Source organism: Serratia sp. JSRIV006 (assembly GCF_019968685.1).
GTDB lineage: Bacteria > Pseudomonadota > Gammaproteobacteria > Enterobacterales > Enterobacteriaceae > Chania > Chania fonticola_B.
In genome coordinates, this window is the sequence record NZ_CP074137.1 from 1,961,890 (window position 1) to 1,981,429 (window position 19,540).

Sequence of the window (19,540 nt, forward strand, 5' to 3'; positions counted from 1 at the left end):
GGTTCTCCCTAGCTTATTTGCGGCGGCTGGAACTGAGGTAGATAGCGGCGAGGATAATGCCACCCTTGACCACGTTCTGGATGTAAGGCGATACGCTCATCAGGTTGAGGCCGTTATTCAGTACGCCAAGCATCATGGCGCCGACCAGCGTGCCGATAATGGCGCCTCTGCCACCGGAGATGGCGGCCCCACCAAGCACTACGGCGGCGATGGCATCCAGTTCAAAACCTTCACCGGCGTTGGGTTGCCCGCTCATCAGGCGTGAGGTGAGTACCAACCCAGCCAGTGCGGCTGTTGTCCCGCTCACCACATACACCAGGACTTTGTAACGGGGTACGCGAATACCGCTCAGGCGCGCGGCCTCTTCGTTGCCGCCAATGGCGTAGACATAGCGGCCAAACGGCAGATGGTTAAGCATCAGGTAGGCCAGAATATAAACGCCAATCATGATCAGCACCGGTACTTGAATACCCAGTACGGAACCGCGGCCGAAGAAGGAGAACATGTCCGGCAAGCCAGAAATCGGGTAGCCGCCGGTGTACAGCAGTGCCAAACCACGGGCGATACCCATTGAGGCCAGGGTGACGATAATCGGTGGCATCCGCAGATAGGCAATGCAGGCACCGTTGGCCAAGCCAAACAGGGCGCCGATCGCCAACGCGGCGACCATCGCCAGAGGAATAGGGATCCCTCCCAGCATCAAGCCAGCCGCAATGGAACCGGACAGTGCCATCACCGGCCCGACCGAGAGATCGATGCCCCCAGTCAGGATTGCGCAGGTCATGCCCACCGCAATAATGGCGTTGATCGACACCTGGCGTGCCACGTTGGTCAGGTTGTTGACCGTCAGGAAGCTGTCATTAAGCCCGCTCATCAGCAGGAACAGAATGGCGAAGCCGATAAAAGGCAGCATCGCGGGGTGGTGCAACAACTTCTCCCAGCGCTTGCCGAGGCTCTGCTTCTGGGCCGCGTGGGTAGGTGGGGATTGTTCAATTCCGATCATAATGCACTCCCGGTTGCATGAAGCATGATGTTATGAGACTCGATTTCATCCCCTGCCAATTCGGCAACAATGTGGCCGCCACGGAACACCAGCACGCGATCGCAAACGCCGATGATTTCCGGTAACTCGGATGAAATCATGATGATAGAAATGCCTTTCTGCGTGAGCTGTTGCATCAGCTGATAGATTTCGGATTTGGCGCCGACGTCAATGCCACGGGTAGGCTCATCAAAAATAAGGATGTTGCAGTCATTGTTCAGCCAGCGGGCAATGACCACTTTTTGCTGGTTGCCGCCGCTCAGGGTGCTGACGGCGGTATCCGCGTCCGGGGTTTTCACACCTACCGCACGGATCAGGCGCTGAACGATATCGTCGTCCTTGCGGGCGTTAACGAATATCTTGCCGAACCGCTCATGGCGGTTGAGGGTGATGTTCTGCGCCACGGAAAAGGGCAGCACCAGCCCCTCGGTTTTACGGCTTTCCGGCAGCAGGCCAATGCCTTGCTTCAATGCCAAAGCCGGGTTCCGCAGGGTGGTTGGTTGCCCGCCAAGGGTGACCTGCTTGCGATAGCAGGCGCTGGCACCGATCAATGCGGAGACCGTCTCTGTACGGCCCGAGCCCACTAATCCGGCAAATCCCAGGATCTCGCCTTTGAACAGGTGGAAGCGATCTTCCTGCTGATGCTTGGTGCGCTGAATGCTGGCTTCCAGCAGGCGAACCGAGGTATCAACAGGGTGCGACTTCACCGGGAAGGCATTTTCGATTTTGCGCCCGACCATCAGCTTCACCAGTTCATCCACGTTGGTATCGGCCGTGGGCAGCGTTTGCACATAGGTGCCGTCGCGCAAGACGGTGATCTGGTCGCAGATGGTGAAGATTTCATCCAGGTGGTGCGAGATGAAAATCATGCCGACGCCCAGCAGTTTCAAATCGTTCATGACGCTGAACAGGTGATCGGCTTCTCCCGGCGTCAAGGTGGCGGTAGGCTCATCCAGCACCAGTACGCGTGCGTCGAGCGACAGCGCCTTGGCAATCTCGACAAACTGTTGCTGCGCCACGCTCAGCTGCGCCACTGGGCAATCCAGATCGATATTCACCGTCAGCCGTTTGAAAATAGCCTCGGCTTTTTTTCGCATGGCTTTGCGATCTAATAATCCCCAGCGGTTCTTGATTTCCCGATTGAGGAAAATATTGTCCAGGGCGTTCATATAAGGAATAAGCGAGAATTCCTGAAATATGATCCCCACTCCGGCGTTAATGGCCTGCCGATAATTATCAAACTGGCGGCTGGTGCCCTCCATGATTATTTCGCCCGAATCCGGTTGGTGAATACCACACAGGATTTTCACCAACGTCGATTTACCGGCTCCGTTTTCCCCAAGCAAGGCGTGTATTTGGCCGTGTTGAATGGTGAGGTCAATACCGTCCAACGCCTTCACGCCCGGAAAGGACTTCTTGATCTGTTTTAATTCTAATAACGCCGTCACGGTTAACTCCTCCGGGTTTTATACCTACCGTTGCGAAATCAATAGGTCGGGTACAAACCTCAACCGGCTCGTTGTGTTGTAGGGGCGCCGTCTTCTGCGCCCGCTTTGATAATCAATGCGTTGGTTTGAGGCAAACTACACATTCAGCAGCATTGCCGCGTGGTCATCAAACTCGAGGCCGGGCGTTTACCAGCTGAAGCCTTTGGCGTTGCTGCTGTCGATCAGCTTCACTTTCACCGGAATGGTGCTTGGTACGTTGGCACCCCAGTAGCGGGCCAGAGCAATCCCCAAGGCAATACGTGCCTGGTCGCGTGGGAACTGGGCGGAGGTGGCGATAAACGGTGAGTTTGGTTTCAGGATCTCCTTAATCGCTTCAGGCTGACCATCGACGCTGACTAGCTTGACCTTGGCACCGTTACTCTCAATGGCTGCCAATGCGCCCAGGGCACCTACGTCGTTGACGCTAAAGATACCGGCCAGGTCGGGAGTAGATTGCAGCATGTTTTCGGTCACGGTCAGTGCGGTATCACGCTCTTGTTTACCATTCTGCTTGGTGACAATCTTCATTTCCGGGTGCTTTTTAATGGCGTCTTCAAAACCACGGACGCGTTCCAGGATCGGCACCACCGGGATACCGTCCAGGATCGCCACTTTGCCTTTGTTGCCCAGGGATTTGGCCAGGTATTCACCCGCCTGGAAACCGGCATCATAGTTTTCCGAACCGACAAAGGAATCCAACGGGCCTTCGGCCTGGGCATCGATCGCCACGACCACCGCCCCGGCCTTGTGGGCCGAGATCACCGCCGACTGCACGCCAACCGAATCTGTCGGGTTAATCAGTAAAATATCGACTTTCTTTTGCAGCATATCTTCCACATCATTTATCTGCTTTGAGACGTCATGATGGGCATCCGCAATATACAGCTTGGCGCCAATATCACCGGCGGCCTGCTCTAATGCCTGTTTCATGGAGACAAAATAGTCGTTATTCATTTCCTGGAATGAAACGCCAATGGTGATCTGTTTAGCTAATGCCGATTGGCTGGCCAGCAGCATGCCGCCGGCGAGCATCACGGGTAAGGTTTTCTTGAATAATGAAAACATAGTTTATTCTCCTGTTGTAGGGGCGGTATTTTTCTTTCAGTGTTATTTATAATAATTAGGTCGTTATCGGCCAGAAGTCGGCCTCGCCATCAAAGGGCGTTATCATTGTTTGCTTAAAACTAATCACTCAATATTAAGGGACTAAAATAACCTTGATGGAATCCGTTGAATCGGCCAAGGCGAATGCCTGATCCCATTCTTTTAATGAATAACTGTGGGTCACCACGCCTTTGGAGGTCACCAGACCCCGTTCAAAAAGATCGATGGCAATTTCATAGCTGTAAGGTGCCAGGTGCGCCCCGCGAATATCCAACTCTTTGCGATCGCCGATGATTGACCAGTCTACGGTGGTTTCCTTACCAAACACGCTGAACTCGACAAAGCGGCCAAGCTTACGGATCATCTGCAATCCTTGGGTAACCCCAATCGGTGCGCCGGTTGCTTCGATGTAAACATCACAGCCGTAGCCGTCGGTTAACGCCTTGACGATTTTATCGGCATCTTCCTTGAGCGGGTTGATGACCACGTCGGCACCGAAGGCTTTTGCCAGCTCCAAGCGTTCGTCGATGGCGTCAATCACGATCAGCTTTTTCGGCGTCTTCAGCTTGGCAACCTGTACCATACAAAGCCCCAACGGCCCGGCACCGGCCAGCACTACCACGTCGTCTAACTGGATATCCCCACGGGCAACGGTGTGGATGGCACAGGCCATTGGCTCGATCAGCACGGCATCTTCATGGCTGAGGCTTTCCGGGATCTTGTGCACGATGGCATTGGCGGAAAAACGCATGTATTCCGACATTCCCCCCTCGGCCACGTCCTTTTGGAAGCCGTAGATATTGTGCGTCTCACACATCCAATAGCTGCCGGACTTACAGTAACGGCACTCCCAGCAAGGCACGATCTGCTCGGCAATGACGCGTTCGCCGATCTTGTACTTCTGCTCTGTGCCTTCTCCCATGGCAACAATACGGCCGTAAAATTCGTGGCCGGGCACGACCGGCGGTTTTACCCAAGGGTTTTCACCCCAAAACATCTGGGCACCGTTTTTACATTTACAATCGCCGGCGCAGATCCCGCAGCCTTCGACCTTGATCACCAACTCCTTGGCTTTAGGTAGCGGGGTAGGGACTTGTTCAAACCGGTAATCCTGCGGGCCATGGCAAACCACCGCGCTCATCTTTTCGGGTAACTGACTCATTTTCCTCTCCATTATCATGCTAGATAGCGATACGAAACCAATGTTGACGTTGTCATTTTTAGAGAAATAAAAAGGTTAATATTTATTTAAGTTATATTTTTCATGATGTTGATAATAAATTTAAACTCTTTACTGAAAATGACAACGTGAACATTGGCGATCATATAACCAAACTGGAGAAAACATTTGTTTGATCAAACTCACACATCGTTAACATCTGACGTAAAGATTCTACAAATTCAGATCATGATCACAATGTTATGTCGGCTGTATGTAAGATAGGGGAGAGATGAGCCATTTAATTTATTGAAATTAAATCAATTATTTTCCTGTTTGATGGTCAGTTTGCTTGCTCTGGGCTGTCTGGCTGCGGCTTCCGACATCTACCCGCCCGGTGGAAGGTTATCGCCAAAGCGACCTGGCTGGGAATTTCACGATTTGTTGATAGTTTCCCCCTGTAACATTGATGAATGTCATAATATCTTGTAGTGCTTTTCGGCAGAGTGTGGCGTCAATCGGCTGCTATCGGGCGATGAGCTGAAGTAAAATAATTAAATCGAGGAATAATAATGGAACTTCTGATTGGAGCCTTGGTAGCGGTGTTCGTTGGCCGTTACATCATCAAGGGCTATTCTGCCACTGGGGTGTTAATGGTTGGCGGCCTGGTGCTGCTGGCGGTGAGTGCCTTTATGGGCAAAAATCTGCTGCCCGCGAGTGCGACGTCGACCGGGTGGCGCGCCACCGATATTTTCGAATATGTCAAAATCCTGCTGATGAGCCGCGGTGGCGATCTCGGCATGATGATCATGATGCTGTGTGGCTTCGCCGCTTACATGACGCACATTGGCGCCAATGACGTGGTGGTCAAGCTGGCGTCCCGTCCATTGCAGATGATCAATTCCCCCTATTTACTGATGATTGCGGCCTACTTTGTTGCCTGCCTGATGTCACTGGCCGTCTCTTCGGCGACAGGGCTTGGCGTGCTATTGATGGCAACGCTGTTCCCGCTGATGGTTAACGTGGGGATCAGCCGCGGTGCGGCGGCAGCTATCTGTGCTTCTCCTGCAGCCATTATCCTTTCGCCTACTTCGGGTGATGTGGTGCTGGCCGCCAAGGCGGCCGAAATGCCGCTGGTGGATTTCGCCTTCAAAACCACGCTGCCGATCTCTATCGCTGCCATTATCTGTATGGCGATTGCCCACTTCTTCTGGCAACGCTATCTCGACCGTAAAGCCAACGAACAGCACCACATCATGGACGTGAGTGAAATCACTACCAATGCGCCCGGTTTTTACGCCATCTTGCCGTTTACCCCGATCCTGGGGGTACTGGTCTTTGATGGTAAATGGGGGCCGGAGCTGCACATCATTACCGTATTGGTGATTTGTATGTTCATGGCTGCGGTGATCGAGTTTATCCGTAGCTTCAACGCCAAAACGGTGTTCGCCGGTTTAGAAGTGGCTTACCGTGGCATGGCCGATGCGTTTGCCAGCGTGGTGATGCTGTTGGTGGCAGCTGGGGTGTTTGCCCAAGGCTTGAGCACCGTTGGCTTCATCAGCGGCTTGATCAGCCTGGCACAGTCGTTTGGTACCGGCGGTATCATCATGATGTTGGTGCTGGTGGTGATCACCATGCTGGCGGCGATGACGACCGGCTCTGGTAATGCGCCGTTCTATGCGTTTGTTGAGCTGATCCCGAAACTGGCGGCACAGATGGGGGTTAACCCGGCTTACCTGGTGATCCCGATGCTGCAAGCTTCCAACCTGGGCCGTACGCTCTCGCCGGTTTCTGGCGTAGTGGTAGCGGTTTCTGGTATGGCAAAAATCTCACCGTTCGAAGTAGTGAAACGTACCTCGGTACCGGTGATTGTCGGGCTGGTGGTGGTGATTGTGGCGACGGAGTTGCTGGTGCCAGTGCACCTGTAAGCTATGTAGGCATGCTGTGCCCGTTTGACATCAATGCTGGGCACCTCAAGTGGGTGCCCAGTAAAGATTTACTCTTCGTCCTCTTCGTTAGGTGTCACTAACGGCGTGATCTTCACCTTCACGATGCGGTGGCTACTGATTTCCAACGGTTCAAACAGATAGTCGCCAATCTTCAGTTGCTCACCTTCGCGTGGAATGCGCTGGCAATGCTCCATCAGCAAGCCTGCCAAGGTATGATATTCCCGCTTTTCTTCTATCGGCAGTGGCACATACAGCACCAGATCTTCCAGCGGCATATGGCCATTGGCAATCCAGCAACCTTCGCTGGTTTGCTGGATATCATGGCGTGCATCCACCTCTTCATCGGCCTCTGGCAGATTACCGGCGATGGTTTCCATCACGTCGGTTAACGTCACCACCCCTTCGACCGAACCAAACTCATCCACCACAAACGCAAAGTGGGTTTTGGCCTGGCGGAACTGCTCCAACGCAGACAGCAGCGTTAACTGCTCCGGGAAGATCAGTGGCTGGCGCACCAAGGCCCGCAGATCCAGCGGTGATTGCTGCAACTGCTGTTTCAGCACATCAATGGTGTGGATCACCCCTAATGGCTCATCGCTGGCGCTATTTTCGGTTACCACGATGCGCGTATGCTGGTTTTTCTCCAACAGCTGCGTCAATTTATCCAGCGGGCCGTTAAGCCCAAGGTATTCCACATCGTGCCGCGAAGTCATGATACTGCTGACGGTACGCTGTGCCATGCCCAGCACCCGCTCGATCATATGGCGTTCCTGCTGGTTGAAGATTTCACCATTCTCGTTATAGCTGTCTGCCAGCAGATGTGCCGAATGGCTGTCGATCTCGGCCTCTTCGTGCTTGCCGCTTAACATGCGCAATACGGCTTCTGCGGTACGCTCACGCAAAGGCCGCACCTTGGAAAGGAAACGGCGGCGGTTAAACTGGGCAAACTGGTTCAAGGCTTCGATCATCACCGAGAAACCGATCGCTGCGTAGAGATAGCCCTTCGGAATGGCATAGCCAAAGCCTTCGGCCACCAGGCTGAAACCAATCATCAGCAAGAAGCTGAGACACAGAATAACAATGGTGGGATGAGCATTCACAAAGCGCGTGAGCGGTTTGCTGGCCAGCAACATCAACCCAATGGCGATACACACCGCGATCATCATCACGGCCAGATGATCGACCATCCCGACTGCGGTGATCACCGAATCCAGCGAGAAGACGGCATCCAGTACCACAATCTGCGCGACCACTGGCCAGAAACGCGCACCTTTGCGTGTCCCATGGTGTTCCTCGTCTTTACCCTCCAGCCGCTCGTTCAGCTCCATAGTAGCTTTAAACAGCAGGAAGATACCCCCGACCAGCATTATCAGGTCGCGGCCACTGAAAGCGTGTCCCATGGCCACAAACAGCGGTTTGGTCAGGGTGGCTAGCCAGGATATCGAGGCCAGCAGCAACAGGCGCATCACGAGCGCCAGTAAAAGACCGACAATGCGGGCTTTATCACGTTGTTTCTTAGGTAATTTTTCCGCCAAAATGGCGATAAAGATCAGGTTGTCAATGCCCAGTACGATTTCCAGTACAACCAGGGTGGCCAAGCCGGCCCAAATTGTTGGATCTGCGATCCATTCCATACGCCTAATTTCACCTTTTAGTTCGACGGCTTATGCCGCTTTGAGAATGATGGACGCTGAGGGAGGGGATTTCAACATTAAATCCGCACTGGGTGCGGGTAATCTATGTTAGTAGAATAATTAGACAGTGTCAGGATCTGGTCTTTAGGGGTAAGCACCAGAAAACATAGAATAAATGGCTGTTTATAAATTCCGCGCTTAGATAATAAGCATTATAATCAATTTGTTATAAAGTAGTTAAACGAGTAAAATCTTAAAAATCGAGTATCCTTAGTAGTCTTATTCTGAAAAGGTCTTAATGCAGCCACTAAGACTTGTTTCACCGGGTCAATAGTATAAGAATCTTAGCATCCTATAAATGATAGCAAGACTGACCACTTGGCCAGGAAGGCATAGCCTTTTCCCTATTCTGCGACTTGCCTCTCATTAAATTCTGAACAGAACCTCAGGTTCATCTACGAGCGTGGAGTCGGCTGCACGCTCGTCAGTTCAAACATTGTCTACAGTGCATTGGTAGCTGCAAGCCAAGGGCGGTAGCGTGCCTAAAACGTCACTTTAATATTTTAATTAATTGATTTTTATAGTTAAAAATTCATTTGGACGTAAGGCTCTACCACTTTTCCTGGCTCTGTTACACTTACTTGTTATTTGTCGGTGGAAGAAATTTATGCAAAAAAGATTGAAGGCCGTTATCCCAGTAGCAGGTTTGGGCACCCGTATGCTGCCCGCAACCAAGGCGATCCCTAAAGAAATGCTGCCTGTGGTCGATAAGCCATTGATTCAGTACATCGTGAGTGAATGCGTTGCGGCGGGTATCAAGGATATCGTACTGGTTACGCACTCATCGAAAAACGCGATCGAAAACCACTTTGATACTTCCTTTGAGCTGGAAGCGACGTTGGAAGCTCGGGTAAAACGCCAACTGCTTGCCGAAGTTCAAAGTATCTGCCCGCCAGATGTAACGGTGATGCAGGTACGTCAAGGGCAAGCCAAAGGGCTGGGTCACGCGGTGTTATGTGCTCAACCAATGATTGGGGATAACCCATTTGTGGTGCTGTTGCCAGACGTGTTATTGGATGACTCTACTGCCGATCTGCAGAAAGAAAACCTGGCCAAAATGATCCAGCGTTTTGAGCAAACCGGCTTTAGCCAGATTATGGTTGAGCCAGTACCGGAAGAGGACGTTTCCAAATACGGTGTGGTCGATTGTGGCGGCGTGGCGTTAGCCGCTGGTGCAAGTACGCCAATGACCGCGGTGGTAGAGAAGCCTGCACGGGAAGATGCACCTTCTAACCTGGCCGTAGTAGGGCGCTATGTTCTCTCTGCCGATATCTGGCCATTGTTAGAGAAAACTCCCCCGGGTGCTGGTGATGAAATCCAACTGACCGACGCTATTGCCATGTTGATGGAGCAGGAAACGGTAGAAGCTTTCCATATGAGCGGTAAATCCCACGATTGTGGTGACAAACTGGGCTATATGAAGGCGTTTGTCCAGTATGCCCTGCGCCACCCTTCCGAAGGCGAAAACTTCACCCAGTGGATGAAACAGACCCTGAACAGCAAGTAATTGCCTGAGCCGGTTAGCACGACCACGAGATTTTATGAGGAACACCATGTCGATGAAGTTGAAAGCCGTCATTCCTGTTGCTGGTCTGGGTATGCGCATGTTGCCTGCGACCAAGGCGATCCCGAAAGAGATGTTGCCGATCGTTGATAAGCCGTTGATCCAATATATCGTCAACGAATGCGTGGCTGCCGGGATCAAGGAAATCATTCTGGTTACCCACTCCTCCAAGAACGCGATCGAAAACCATTTCGATACGTCTTATGAGCTTGAGGCGATGCTTGAAGCGCGCGTGAAGCGTCAGCTGCTGGATGAAGTTAAATCCATCACGCCGAAGGGCGTAACCCTGATGCACATCCGCCAAGGGCAGCCGAAAGGATTGGGGCATGCGGTACTGTGTGCCAAACCACTGGTAGGTGATTCACCTTTCGTGGTAGTGCTGCCGGACGTGCTGCTGGATGACGCCAAGGCGGATATGCACAAAGACAACCTGGCGCATATGATTGCCCGCTTCGAAGAGAATGGGCTGAGCCAGGTACTGGTGCAGCCTGCGGATGAAAACGTGCTGTATGACTACTCGGTGGCAGAATGTGAGACCACTACCCTGCAACCAGGGGAGAGCTCACGCATGACGTCGATCATTGAGAAGCCAAGCCGTGAAGTGAAACTGAAATCCAATTATTCTGCTGTTGGCCGTTATGTGCTCTCTGCCGACATCTGGCCGATTTTGGAAAAAACGCAGCCAGGCGCCTGGGGCCGAATTCAACTGACCGATGCGATTGCTGACCTGATGAAACAACAGACGGTAGAAGCGATGGAACTGGTAGGGGAATCGTTTAACTGTGGTGAAAAACTAGGCTATCTCCAAGCCTTTGTGACCTATGGCTTACGCCACCCCACGCAGGGCGAAGCCTTCCGCGAATGGGCCGAGCAGCTAAAACTGTAGTAATTTGTACTGAAAAAGAGCGGAAAAATCTTTATAGTTAGAGGCCTGCGGAAATCTCGGCGGGCCTTTTGACTTGTCCGAGACCGTTCGCACATGAAAACACTCCTGGTGCATGCGCCACTCACTACGAGTCTGAGAGGCATCTTAGCAAACCCAGGCTCAACGTTTGCTCAATGAGTGCTTTCATGCATGTATCGCAGGACTGCCGTACATAGCGCAAACAAAAAATTTTGCTAAGCACCACCCCAAGCGGCCATGGTTGGCCAGGTGTTTAGCGTTGCAAGTTTACTTACTTTGAAAGTGATGAAAATTCGATGGCAAAGAAACAATGGAAGCTGATACCGCTCCTGGTATCAATCAGTGTGATCAGCGGTTGTACCGTGGTCCCTGGTACCCACCTCTCTACCAGCGGTAAAAACGTTGTTAAGCAAGAAGACAGCGATTTTAATCTGAACGAACTGGTCAATATCTACCCGATGACGCCGAGCCTGGTTGATAAAATGCGACCAAAGCCGGTCTCTGCGCAAACCAACCCTGCCTTGGAACGTGACCTGCAGAGCTATGAGTACCGTATCGGTGTCGGCGATGTGCTGATGGTGACCGTTTGGGATCACCCAGAGCTGACTACTCCGGCAGGCCAATACCGCAGTGCTAGCGATACTGGCAACTGGGTGAATGCCGACGGAACTATCTTCTATCCTTACATTGGAAAGGTGAAGGTTGTAGGGAAAACTGCTAGCCAGGTGCGTAACGATATTGCCAGTCGGTTGGCGCAATATATTGAAAGCCCACAGGTTGATGTGAGCATTGCGGCATTCCGTTCGCAAAAAGCGTATGTAACAGGTGAGGTGGCAAAATCAGGCCAACAACCGATTACCAACGTGCCGTTAACCGTAATGGATGCCATCAATGCAGCAGGTGGGCTTGCAGAAAATGCTGACTGGCGAAACGTGGTGTTAACACACAATGGCAAAGAGCAGCGTATATCGCTTCAGGCACTAATGCAGAAGGGCGACCTGATGCAGAACCATCTTCTTTATCCTGGTGATATTCTTTATGTTCCGCGTAATGACGACCTGAAAGTTTTCGTTATGGGTGAAGTCAAACAGCAAACTACGCTGAAGATGGATCGCAGTGGCATGACGCTGACCGAAGCCTTAGGCAATGCTCAAGGCATGGACCAGACGGTATCGGATGCAACTGGGATTTTTGTTATCCGCCCACTACGGGGTACTGAAGGCAGCAAGCTTGCCAGCATTTATCAGCTAAATGCCTCTGACGCGACGGCTTTGGTAATGGGTACAGAATTCCAATTACAGCCGTATGATATAGTTTATGTTACTACAGCGCCTGTTGCGCGTTGGAACCGTTTGATTATGCAGTTAGTGCCTACAATAAGTGGGTTTAACAACTTAAGCGAAGGTGCATTGCGTGTACGTAACTGGCCATAGTAGTGATTATGTAGGATGGCAATATGTTTAATTCTATTCTAGTGGTTTGTGTAGGTAATATTTGCCGTTCCCCCACGGGGGAGCGTTTGCTAAAACAGGTATTGCCAGATAAAAAAATATCTTCCGCTGGACTAGGCGCTTTGGTTGGTAAACCGGCAGATGCGACAGCAACTGATGTTGCTAAAAACCACTCACTCTCTCTTGAAGGGCATCAGGGAAAACAACTCACTGGCAAGATGTGTCGAGAATATGACTTAATACTAGTTATGGAGAAAGGTCATATCGATGGCGTATGCAGATTAGCTCCAGAGGTTCGGGGTAAAACTATGCTTTTTGGTCATTGGCTGAACCAACGAGAAATTGCAGATCCATATCGCCAAAGTCGAGAATCTTTTGAGTTTGTGTACCAACTTCTTGATGAATCAGCCCAAAAATGGGCTAAAGCACTAAGCAGATAGCTAGCCAGGACTTCAAATGTTAGAAAAAAATAAAGCAAATAATATTAGAAATGAAAAATCTGATGAAATTGACGTAAGACGCCTAATTGGTGAATTGGTTGATAATAAATGGCTAATTATTGGTGTTACCGCAACATTCTTAACAATTGGTATTCTGTACAGTCTTTTTGCATCGCCAGTTTACCGTGCAGATGCCATGGTCCAAGTTGAACAAAGTGTTGGTAATTCATTACTGAATAATATTAATCAGATGCTTCCAAGTGGGCAGCCAGAATCAGCGCCTGAAATTGAACTGCTAAAGTCAAGAATGATTTTAAGTAAAACAGTTGATGACTTAAATTTACGGACAGTAATAGAAGAACGACACTTTCCAATTATTGGGAAAGGGCTGGCTCGGTTAATGAAACGAGATCAAGCTAGGATTGTTGTGTCGAGGCTGGAATTGCCGGAGTCTTGGGCAGCAGATCCTACGTTGAGTTTAAACGTAGGTGAGAATAATGAATATACAATAACCAGGGATGGTAGTAATTTTGCTGAAGGCAAAGTTGGAAGTATACTCAGCAAAAATGGTTTTTCTATTTTGGTCAGCGATATTGATGCAAAGCCAGGAACTGTATTTGATATCAGTAAAAATACAGAGTTAGAAGCAATCAATTTATTGCTAAAGCAATTTGATGTTGCAGATAAGGGAAAAAATACAGGGGTGCTAGGATTAACATTAACTGGCGAAAACCCTATCAAAATACAAAAGATATTGGATAGAATTACTAAAAACTATCTAGAACAGAATGTTGAAAGAAAATCTGAAGAAGATGCTCGTAGTCTTGATTTCTTGCGAGAACAGCTTCCCAAAGTTAGAAACGCACTTGATTCTGCAGAGAATACGTTAAATAAATATAGACAACAGAACGACTCTGTTGATCTATCTTTAGAAGCAAAGTCTGTTTTAGATTCTATAGTATCAGTCGATACTCAATTAAATGAGCTGACATTTAAAGAAGCCGAAATCTCAAAGCTATATACAAAGGAACACCCATCTTATCGGGCTCTTTTAGAAAAAAGGCAGACCTTAGAAGATCAACGTGAAAAACTAAATAAACGTGTTAGCTCAATGCCTAAAACACAACAGGAAATACTACGCCTTAGCCGTGATGTTCAGTCAGGGCAAGAAGTATACATGCAGTTGTTGAATAAAGAGCAAGAGTTAAGTATTTCGAAGGCTAGTACTGTAGGTAATGTAAGAATAATTGACCATGCAATAACTCAACCTACTCCAGTTCAACCGAAAAAAATAATTATTCTTATCCTTAGTGTTATCTTCGGTGGAGTCTTGTCTATAGGTTATATACTTACACGCTCTTTCTTACATAGAGGAATTGAAAGTCCTGAACAGTTAGAATCTTTGGGTATTAATGTTTATGCAAGTGTTCCATTATCCGAATGGCAGAGAAAGAGAGATTTGGAGTTTGTCAGCAAGCATAAAGGAAGGAAGATTAATACAGACTCTAACTCACTATTAGCATTTGGTAATCCAGCGGATCTAGCCATAGAAGCAATACGAAGTTTACGTACGAGTTTGCACTTTGCAATGATGGAATCAAAGAATAATATTCTAATGATTTCAGGTGCCAGTCCTGGGATAGGGAAAACGTTCATTAGCGCTAACTTGGCAGCAGTAATTGCCCAAAGTGGACAAAAGGTTTTATTTATTGATAGTGACATGCGAAAGGGTTACGCGCATGAGTTACTTGGCGTAGAGGGCAAAATAGGGCTATCTGATGTTCTTGCGGGTAGACTAGATTTATCATCGGTAATTCAGAAAACTAGACATGAGGGATTCGATTTTCTTCCTCGGGGCCAAATCCCACCAAATCCTTCAGAACTATTGATGCATTCGAGATTTACAGCTACATTGGACTGGGCATCAAAGAATTATGATTTAGTCTTGGTTGATACTCCTCCAATTCTTGCAGTTACTGATGCAGCAATTATCGGTAAGCATGTTGGAACATCCTTAATGGTTGCTAGATTTGAGTTGAATAGCCCTAAAGAGGTGGAGGTTAGCTTCAGAAGATTTGAACAAAATGGTATTGAAATTAAGGGCGTGATTCTTAATGCTGTTATGAGGAAGGCGGCTAATTACTACAACTATGGTTATGACTATTATAACTATGAATACAAGTCAAAAGATTAGGCTTACTATAAGATATAAATAGTCATTCAAGGCGAGTTCAGTATTTAGGTTGTTCTCGCCGATAAGATTATAAAATTAAATAAATAACAGACAAATTATGAAGATAAAAAAACATGTATTTAGAAACTAAAAATCGATGTGAGAGGTTTTCATTATACTCGATAACATTGCTATGCATATTGGGAGCTACTTATCTCTCGGGTTTCTTAATAATATCCGAAACTGGTTTGCTTGAAATCATATTCTTCATGGCTGCACTCCTTGCCTTTATTAAATATGGGATTAATAAAACTGCGTTTGTTTTTTCATTACTATCACTTTTGTATCTGTTGTATTCATTATTTTTTGTACTTCTGATAACACAAAAAAATATAATAGATTTTATTCAGGCTTATAAATCATATTATTACCTTATACTGCTTGGTTTTTTTTATAAGCGACAGATATTCTCTGAAGAGAATATTGTTAAGTTTTATAGAGTTATAGTTATACTATTCTTGGTTAAGTACAGTGCAGATAAATTGCTACTAAATATTGAAAGACCAACGTTATTGATTGAAAATAATTTTGAATTGATAATGTTAATATTGACATATTACCTAGTGAATATAATAAGAGGAAAGTTAGGTATTGTTGATACAATGATTATACTTATTGTTTGCTTTATATCAGGATCAAGGTCGTCATTTTCGGCACTGTTCATAGCAATTTTGTTTTCTATGGATAAAAAGTTAGATATACGAAAAATACTATATATGGTTTTAATTCCAATAGTTCTCTCTTTAGTGTTTTTCATTTTTAGCGAGAGGTTAACCTCTGGTTCAACTCTGGAGTCTATTGATAGATATAGATTTTTATTAGCGTTTATCTACTCAGTTTCTGACTGGCCTTGGTGGCGTTTCTTTATAGGCTCAGAGGCTATAACTCCTCTATCAATAGGAGCATGTAATGATCTAGCCTATTACGAATCATTATTTAGTTATGCAGGAAATGGTGAGTGTTATTCAGTGATATTGCATTCATTCCTGCTTAGAGTAATTTATGATCATGGCATAATTGGTTTTTTCATGTTACTTATCCCTATATGGATATATTTATATAAATTTAAAACAAAACATAAGATATGTGTGATTCTGATCTTACTCGCAACAGCCTTATCCGTTTCCTCATTAAATAATGTATATGTGGCTTTGTCACTTATTTTGTTCATTGGCATAGATAGTGATTTTAGGAAAAAAAGGCAAGAGGGAAGTGAAGAAGGAGTAATTAATTGAATAATAGCAAATTTACTGTTGTCATTCCAAATTTCAAAAGAGTGACAGAGTTAGTTAGAGCTTTAGAGAGTGTCCTTAACCAAGAGCTTAGTGAAGAACTGTTAGATTCAATAATTATTGTTGATGATGATAGTGATAACATAGATGAAATCATTGCGGCTGTAGAAAAACTTAACTCTGCAAAGATAATGATGATTAATAACAGTTTCAAAAGCAATGCAGCAGTGACAAGAAATCAGGGGGCTAGACGGGCAAAAACAAAATGGGTCAGCTTCCTTGATTCCGATGATATTTTTTTGCCAGGTAAACTGATATCTCTAGCAAATGCAGTATCCTCAGAATCTGATGTGTACTATAACAAAGCCCTTGTTTACTTTAACAATAAACTTGAGTCAATAGTTCCTAGTAGACCGATTAAAGACGATGAGCATATCAGTGATTACCTATTTACGTCCAAAGAGTTGATGCAAACTTCGACTTTAACAGTTAGAAGGTCTTTTTTTGATGATAACGGATTCAATGAAAGATATATAAGGCATCAAGACTACGACTTATGTTTGTCTTTCGAATTCAGTGGATTAAAGATAGAGTTTGTTGATACAGTTGGAACGGCAATATTTTGGAATTCGAAAGATAGACCAAACTTAAAAGGGGAGTCTTTTGATTATTCGTATAATTGGTTAGTCGAAAATAAAGATAGAATGTCACCATCGGCTATAAATGAATTTTATTATAATTTTGTGGTTTTAAAGGCAGCAAGAAATAATAATAAAAAATACAGTTTAAAAGCTGCAATGAAATTAAAAAAAGAAGTGTGTACAGCAAGAAAACTATTTACATATTGTGCTATTCTAGTTATACCATACTCATTGCAAAATTTATTTTATATTAATTATAAAAGGTTAAAGTGTTATGTCATGGAATATAGAGAACATAAAAATAATAAAAGAAAAGGTCACTGAAGAAACATGCATAGATCTGACTAAAAAGAATAAAGTATATACGTTTTTAAATTGTTATTCTTATTATGTTTTTAGAAAAAACATTGATTCATTTAAGTCTATCGATGCAATATTTTGTGATGGAATAATTTTTGAAAAAATGATGCGCTCTATAAACATTAAAGCATCAAGAGTTAGTTTTGACATGACATCTTTAGCTCCAATTGTTTTCAATTATGCGAGTGAACACAATGAAAAATTGGTTCTTATTGGTAGCGAAGAAGGTGTTGCAAAGAGCGTGAAAGATATATTAAGTGAGAACTTTGTGAATCTAGATATTATTGATGTAAGGCATGGTTTTTTTCAAAGTGAAACGGAACGGTTAGCATACATAGATTATATTACAAAAATCAATCCCACGTTTGTAATTGCTGGTATGGGGACACCACATCAAGAGAACTTTATAGTCGAATTAAAAAATGCAGGTTGGCAGGGGATTGGCTTTACTTGCGGAGGTTTTCTTCATCAAACATGCAAGAAAGGTATTAACTATTATCCAAAATTAATAAACAACCTAAATTTACGCTGGGCCTACAGAATTTGGGATGAACCCAAATTACTGAAAAGATATGTTTTATATTATCCCTTGTCAGTTATTGCATTTTATTATGATTACTTTAAATTTCGTATTGTAAATGTTTCAAAAAAGTCGCCTAAATAATACAGATTAGTTATATGCCGATGTGTTTATATTGACGATCTTTAAAACTAAAGATATTATATAATATTAAATTAAAGAGCTCAATAACTACAAGAGTTAATTACTTACAAGAGAAAAAGGAGTATTTAAAAAGAAGTTATCTTTGAGATTAAGAATGCTATACTAATCACAAATAACGAACAAGATTAATACAAGCAAAGCACTTAAGAAAAGATAAATACTCAATACAATCTAGAAATTTATGAATCTCAGTTGGAAAAAAAACATGATAAATTTTAGAAAAGTTATTCAAAGTCTTGTAACTGAGGTATTGCAAGGTAGATTAAATAACGAAAAATATTATCACCAACGAAGAGTACTGCTTAAAAAAATCCTACTAAGTACTATCGTTACTCCGTTTGTTATGGATAAGACTTATGCTGGAGTAGGAAATGAACTTGAACAAGGTGAAAATAAAGTAGTCGATAATAATGAAAGGTTTAGCAATAATGTACAGATTACGGACTGCAATATTAATCGTGTTGGTTGGGAAAATAAAGAATTAGTGAGTATCCAAGATTTTATGTCTGACTATGAAATTGCAGATGCTAATTCTTCGAGGCCAAGTTTAGATCATTCTAAGGCTTTAATTGAGGCATTACGCATATCCCCACATGTTTATTTCCCAAATGTTAAAGGTTACTATCTAATAAAAAACGTCATACTACCCAAAGGTTGTTGGTTAGTTGGCAATTCTTCGCTTCCTTATACCGTTAACAGTAAAGAGGATATTCTTGGTGTTGGAGCCGGAATTGTACTAGCAGATGGCGGGACGGCTATTTTTAAGTTTGACACCAATGTAACGTTCTTTGGAATAGTTCAATATGGAGGGCCTTCTTATAAAATTGATGGGCTTCAGGTTGTCGACAAATCTTTAATAGGGGTATTTAGAGCTTTTTATTGTGGTTTTTACGGTTTTCGCATTGCGATTGGAGAAAACAATAAATACGTTGGAGTTGATTTAAATGGTTGTATGATTTCTTCAAATTTCAGAGGTGTGCAAAATATTCTTGACTCTAAAATTCAAGGTGGGACTATTAATAATAATCATGATGATGGGGTTAACTTACAAGAAGGCGCGAATGATAATGTATTTATAAATATAAAAAATGAATGGAATCGCGGGAATAATTACTTTGCATACCGAGCGAAAAACAATGTAATTACATCTGGCATCTGCGATAGAGCTGCTTTTTGCGGTGTTAAATCAATTGAGTCTACATGGATAGTGAGTGGTGCTGTTTTCAGAAGAAATGGTTCGAAAGCAGGGGAGTCAAAGGAGTCTTGCCATTTTTACATGGAAGGCAAAGAAGCAGAATTAATTCTTAATGGCGTTTATACAGCAATTGGGCAAAATGACAATAGAGATGGCGTCGTCTCACCAGCATATAGCCTAACAACTTTCGGTAGTTCTGAAAATCAAAAACTAATTGTCTCTGGAAGCGATTTAACTGGTTGCACAAAAAATACTTGGAATAACATTAGTATTCCCGCTAGATTTGCTATCAGTGGTAACATTGGAATGAGTAACAGTACCATTAAAAATTAATTGCTAGTTATTAAATTAAGAGAATAGA

General features: G+C 45.3%; 15 protein-coding genes. 10 read left to right on the plus strand and 5 right to left on the minus strand.

All coding sequences use genetic code 11. The features are described 5' to 3' along the window. Positions 1-13 precede the first annotated feature (13 nt). The 4 genes from KGP16_RS09120 to KGP16_RS09135 form a co-directional block, all read right to left on the minus strand. Positions 14-1,003, minus strand: a complete 990-nt coding sequence (locus tag KGP16_RS09120) for an ABC transporter permease (RefSeq protein ID WP_223501189.1) — start codon at positions 1,001-1,003, stop codon at positions 14-16. Further along, positions 1,000-2,490, minus strand: coding sequence for a sugar ABC transporter ATP-binding protein (locus tag KGP16_RS09125; RefSeq protein WP_021805042.1), 1,491 nt, complete (start codon positions 2,488-2,490; stop codon positions 1,000-1,002). The genes KGP16_RS09120 and KGP16_RS09125 overlap by 4 nt, the downstream gene beginning before the upstream one ends. A 186-nt stretch (positions 2,491-2,676) precedes the next feature. After that, a complete protein-coding gene (locus KGP16_RS09130) occupies positions 2,677-3,594 on the minus strand; it encodes an ABC transporter substrate-binding protein (RefSeq protein ID WP_021180599.1) in 918 nt (305 codons plus the stop codon). 133 nt (positions 3,595-3,727) lie between these two features. After that, positions 3,728-4,795, minus strand: coding sequence for a zinc-binding dehydrogenase (locus KGP16_RS09135; protein WP_024484881.1), 1,068 nt, complete (start codon positions 4,793-4,795; stop codon positions 3,728-3,730). A gap of 566 nt (positions 4,796-5,361) precedes the next feature. Between KGP16_RS09135 and dcuC the strand changes: the two genes are divergently transcribed. After that, positions 5,362-6,720 (plus strand): anaerobic C4-dicarboxylate transporter DcuC, encoded by a 1,359-nt coding sequence (gene dcuC / locus KGP16_RS09140; protein WP_094982915.1) that lies wholly within the window; start codon positions 5,362-5,364, stop codon positions 6,718-6,720. A 68-nt stretch (positions 6,721-6,788) separates the two neighbouring features. Here the strand turns inward: dcuC and KGP16_RS09145 are convergent, their stop codons facing one another. Beyond that, complete coding sequence (locus KGP16_RS09145) at positions 6,789-8,375, minus strand: TerC family protein (RefSeq protein WP_071680823.1); 1,587 nt, start codon at positions 8,373-8,375, stop codon at positions 6,789-6,791. A gap of 667 nt (positions 8,376-9,042) precedes the next feature. Between KGP16_RS09145 and galU (KGP16_RS09150) the strand changes: the two genes are divergently transcribed. From galU (KGP16_RS09150) to KGP16_RS09190, 9 genes are all read left to right on the plus strand, one after another. Beyond that, positions 9,043-9,942 (plus strand): UTP--glucose-1-phosphate uridylyltransferase GalU, encoded by a 900-nt coding sequence (gene galU, locus KGP16_RS09150; RefSeq protein ID WP_021180603.1) that lies wholly within the window; start codon positions 9,043-9,045, stop codon positions 9,940-9,942. Positions 9,943-9,988: 46 nt separating this feature from the next. Then, positions 9,989-10,885, plus strand: a complete 897-nt coding sequence (gene galU, locus KGP16_RS09155; protein WP_021805038.1) for a UTP--glucose-1-phosphate uridylyltransferase GalU — start codon at positions 9,989-9,991, stop codon at positions 10,883-10,885. Positions 10,886-11,199: 314 nt separating this feature from the next. Further along, positions 11,200-12,336 (plus strand): polysaccharide export protein, encoded by a 1,137-nt coding sequence (locus KGP16_RS09160; protein WP_223501190.1) that lies wholly within the window; start codon positions 11,200-11,202, stop codon positions 12,334-12,336. 23 nt (positions 12,337-12,359) lie between these two features. After that, on the plus strand, positions 12,360-12,794 hold the full coding sequence (locus KGP16_RS09165; protein ID WP_223501191.1) for a protein tyrosine phosphatase: 435 nt from the start codon (positions 12,360-12,362) through the stop codon (positions 12,792-12,794). 16 nt (positions 12,795-12,810) lie between these two features. Next, positions 12,811-14,988: a tyrosine-protein kinase Wzc gene (gene wzc, locus KGP16_RS09170; RefSeq protein WP_223501192.1), complete on the plus strand. Its 2,178-nt coding sequence runs from the start codon at positions 12,811-12,813 to the stop codon at positions 14,986-14,988. Between the two features lie 113 nt (positions 14,989-15,101). Beyond that, positions 15,102-16,262, plus strand: a complete 1,161-nt coding sequence (locus KGP16_RS09175) for an O-antigen ligase family protein (protein ID WP_223501194.1) — start codon at positions 15,102-15,104, stop codon at positions 16,260-16,262. Next, entirely contained in the window at positions 16,259-17,224 is a 966-nt protein-coding gene (locus KGP16_RS09180; protein ID WP_223501195.1) for a glycosyltransferase family 2 protein, read from the plus strand. The genes KGP16_RS09175 and KGP16_RS09180 overlap by 4 nt, the downstream gene beginning before the upstream one ends. Next, positions 17,175-17,924, plus strand: coding sequence for a WecB/TagA/CpsF family glycosyltransferase (locus tag KGP16_RS09185; RefSeq protein WP_223501196.1), 750 nt, complete (start codon positions 17,175-17,177; stop codon positions 17,922-17,924). Before KGP16_RS09180 ends, KGP16_RS09185 begins: the two co-directional genes overlap by 50 nt. 265 nt (positions 17,925-18,189) lie before the next feature. Next, on the plus strand, positions 18,190-19,512 hold the full coding sequence (locus tag KGP16_RS09190; protein WP_223501197.1) for a hypothetical protein: 1,323 nt from the start codon (positions 18,190-18,192) through the stop codon (positions 19,510-19,512). The last annotated feature ends 28 nt before the right edge of the window (positions 19,513-19,540 follow it).